This is a genomic window from Phreatobacter sp. (assembly GCF_052440005.1).
GTDB lineage: Bacteria > Pseudomonadota > Alphaproteobacteria > Rhizobiales > Phreatobacteraceae > Phreatobacter.
This window is the reverse complement of the sequence record NZ_JBQVQL010000170.1, coordinates 1-3,531: the sequence shown is the minus strand read 5'-3', so window position 1 is coordinate 3,531 and position 3,531 is coordinate 1. Positions and strand designations below refer to the sequence as shown.

Here is a 3,531-nt window from a genome sequence, read left to right as displayed (position 1 = left end):
GCGCGCGCCACCGCCGACGCGCTCAGCGCGGCGCGGGAGGTTGGCGCCCACCGCATCCGGGCCCTCGTCATCGACAGTTCCAGCCGCCCCGAGCCGCAGGCGCGGGCGCTCGCCACCACCATGGGGGCGCTGTACCTGCCCCTTCCCCATGCCGACGCCGCGACGCTCTGCGGGGCCGTCCAGGCTGGCGCGGGCCAACTGATGGCGGTGCGGCCATGAGGAAGGCGCTCGACTGGCGACGCGACGGGGCGACCTGGCCCGGTCATGCCAACAGCCGCTTCGTCCGGGCGGGCGGGATCGACTGGCACGTCCAGGTCTCGGGCGCCGGCCCCGTGGCCCTCCTGCTGCACGGCACCGGCGCCTCCACCCATTCCTGGCGCGGACTCGCACCGCTTCTCGCCGCGCGCTTCACGGTGATCGCGCCGGACCTTCCGGGCCATGCCTTCACGCGGGTGCCGGACGGCCTCGCCCTGTCGCTGCCGGCCATGGCGCGGTCCGTAACGGCCCTGATGGCCGAGCTCGGCCAGAGGCCGGACATCGTCATCGGTCACTCCGCGGGGGCCGCCGTCGCCATGCAGATGGCGCTGGACGGCGCCACTCCGCCGCGTGGGATCGTCAGCCTCAACGGGGCGCTGAGGCCGCTGGAGGGCTTCGCAAGCCGGTTCTTTCCGCCCGTGGCGCGGCTCCTAGCCCTGCTGCCGATCGTGCCGAACATGTTCGCCTGGCGCGCCCGCGACCCCGCCGTCGTCGACGATCTGCTCCGGCAGACCGGCTCCCACATCGGGGACGAGGATCGCGCCCGCTATCACCGGCTGGCGACGACGCCCTCCCATGTGGGGGCAGCGCTCTCGATGATGGCGAACTGGGAGGTGCGCGGGCTGGAAGCCGCCATGGCGCGCCTCGCCCTGCCGGTTCTCCTGGTCGCCGGAACCGAGGATGGCATGGTTCCGGCAAGCGAGGCGGTGATCGTCGCGCGCAAGCTCGCCCATGGGGAGGTCGCGAAGCTGAAGGGCCTCGGCCATCTCGCCCACGAGGAGCAGCCGGAGCGGGTCGCAGCGGTCATCGCGGCCTGGATCGACCGCGCTTTGCCCGCCAGCCCCGACGTGACACCCTCGCTCGGAGCCGCAGCCCTATGACCGCGCCTATCCGCCATCCCCTGCCGATCGAAGACCGCCGGCCCCACGCGGTGGTGATCGGATCGGGCTTCGGCGGCCTCGCCGCGGCGGTCCGCCTGTCGGTCCGCGGCTACCGGGTCTCCGTGCTCGAAAAGCTCGACCAGCCGGGCGGGCGGGCCCGCGTCTTCCGGCAGGACGGCTTCACCTTCGACGCCGGCCCCACCATCGTCACCGCGCCCTTCCTCTTCGACGAGCTCTGGACCCTCTGCGGCCAGCGGCGCGAGGACCACGTGGACCTGCTGGCGCTTGAGCCCTTCTACAGGCTGCGCTTCAACGACGGTTCCTCTCTCGACTGTTCAGGCGATCCGGACGTCATGCGCGCCAATATCGCGCGGATCGCGCCGGGTGACGTCGCCGGCTACGACCGGTTCATGGCGAAGAGCGCGGAGATCTGCCGGATCGGATTCGAGCAGCTCGGCCATGTGCCCTTCGGCTCGGTGATGGACATGATCCGCGTCGCGCCCGATCTCATCCGCCTGTCGGGGCATCGCTCCGTGCACCACCTCGTCAGCCGCTACGTGAAGGATGAGCGCCTGCGCATCGCGCTGAGCTTCCACCCGCTCTTCGTCGGCGGGAACCCCTTCACGGCCAGCGCGATCTACGGGCTGATCGCCCATCTGGAGCGGCGCTGGGGCGTCCATTTCGCCCGCGGCGGCACGGGTCGCCTCGTGTCCGGTCTCGTCGACCTGATCCGCAGCCAGGGCGGCACCGTGCGCCTCGGCGCCGAGGTCCGGCACATCAGCGTGACGAACGGGCGCGCCACCGGCGTGGTCCTGGCGGGTGGCGAGGCCATCGCCGCCGATGTCGTCGTCTCCAATGCCGACGTCACCTGGACCTATGGCCGGCTCCTGCCCGAGGGTGCGTCGCGGCGCTGGCGCCCGGCGAAGCTCGCCCGCGCCTCCCAGTCGATGAGCCTCTTCGTCTGGTATTTCGGCACGGACCGCACCTATCCCGACGTCCCCCACCACACGATCCTGCTCGGGCCGCGCTACCGCGGCCTGCTCGACGACATCTTCCGGCGGAAGGTGCTGGCCGAGGATTTCAGCCTCTACCTGCATCGCCCGACGGCCACCGACGGCTCCCTGGCGCCGGCCGGCCACGACGCCTTCTACGTGCTCTCGCCCGTGCCGAACCTTGCCGGCGGCGAGGACTGGTCGACGGTCGCCGAGGCCTATCGCGCCCGCATCGCGGCGCATCTCGAGGCGACGATGCTGCCGGGGCTCCGGGACCACGTCGTCACCTCGCGGATCATGACGCCCGTCCATTTCCGCGATGAGCTGAACGCGCCCCACGGCGCCGCCTTCAGCCTTGAGCCGGTGCTCACGCAGAGCGCCTGGTTCCGGCCCCACAACCGCTCCGAGGACGTCGCCGGTCTCTATCTGGTCGGTGCGGGAACCCACCCCGGCGCCGGACTGCCCGGCGTCCTCTCATCGGCCAGGATCCTCGACGAGGTCATTCCCCATGCCAGTGCCCTCGCGCCCCGATAGGGACGACGTCGCCGCCTGCCGCGCCCTGCTGAAGGCGGGGTCGAAGTCGTTCTTCGCAGCGTCCCTCCTGCTGCCGCCGCGGGTGAGGGAGCCCGCGACCGTCCTCTATGCCTTCTGCCGGCTTGCCGATGACGCGATCGACCTGTCGACGGCGCCGCAGGCCGCTCTCGCAAGGCTCGGGGACCGTCTCGACCGCATCTATGCGGGCGCGCCGGCTGATCATCCGGTGGACCGGGCTCTGGGGGTGGTCGTCCGCGGCCACGCCCTGCCGCGGGCCGTCTTCGACGCGCTGCTCGACGGCCTCGCCTGGGATGCGGGGGGGCGCAGCTATGCGACCCTCTCCGACCTCGTCGCCTATTCCGCGCGGGTCGCCGGCACGGTCGGCACGCTGATGACCCTGCTGATGGGAAACCGCCACCCGGACGTCCTCGCCCGCGCCTGCGACCTCGGGGTCGCCATGCAGCTCACCAACATCGCCCGCGACGTCGGCGAGGACGCCCGTGCGGGCCGGCTCTACCTTCCGCTGGACTGGCTCGCCGCCGAGGAGATCGACCCGGCCGCCTTCCTCCGCGACCCCCGGCATGACGCGAGGCTCGCGCGCGTGACCCGCCGCCTGCTCGACGAGGCGGACCGCCTCTACCGGCGCTCGGAGAGCGGCATCGCCCATCTGCCGCTGGCGTGCCGGCCGGCCATCCATGCGGCCCGGCTCATCTATGCCGAGATCGGCATAGCCCTCGCCGCGCGGGGCCATGACGGCGTGTCCGGTCGCACGGTGGTGCCGCGCGCGCGCAAGGCCGCCCTTCTCGCCCGCGCCGTGATGGATTCGGGACGAGCGGGCCGGGAGGCCGGGGCGGCGGCCCTCGCCGAGG

General features: G+C 72.6%; 3 protein-coding genes and 1 pseudogene. All 4 read left to right on the top strand.

What is annotated here, in order from left to right; translation table 11 throughout:
• Nucleotides 1-219, top strand: a pseudogene (gene bchD / locus ACT6XY_RS22600) (magnesium chelatase subunit D); the annotation flags it as partial.
• Entirely contained in the window at nucleotides 216-1,136 is a 921-nt protein-coding gene (gene bchO, locus ACT6XY_RS22595) for an alpha/beta fold hydrolase BchO (protein WP_444750552.1), read from the top strand. The pseudogene bchD and the gene bchO, both read left to right, overlap by 4 nt.
• Nucleotides 1,133-2,662: a phytoene desaturase gene (locus ACT6XY_RS22590; protein WP_444750551.1), complete on the top strand. Its 1,530-nt coding sequence runs from the start codon at nucleotides 1,133-1,135 to the stop codon at nucleotides 2,660-2,662. The genes bchO and ACT6XY_RS22590 overlap by 4 nt, the downstream gene beginning before the upstream one ends.
• Nucleotides 2,637-3,531, top strand: an 895-nt coding sequence (locus ACT6XY_RS22585; protein ID WP_444750550.1) for a phytoene/squalene synthase family protein, incomplete at its 3' end; no start/stop codon positions are given. The genes ACT6XY_RS22590 and ACT6XY_RS22585, both read left to right, overlap by 26 nt.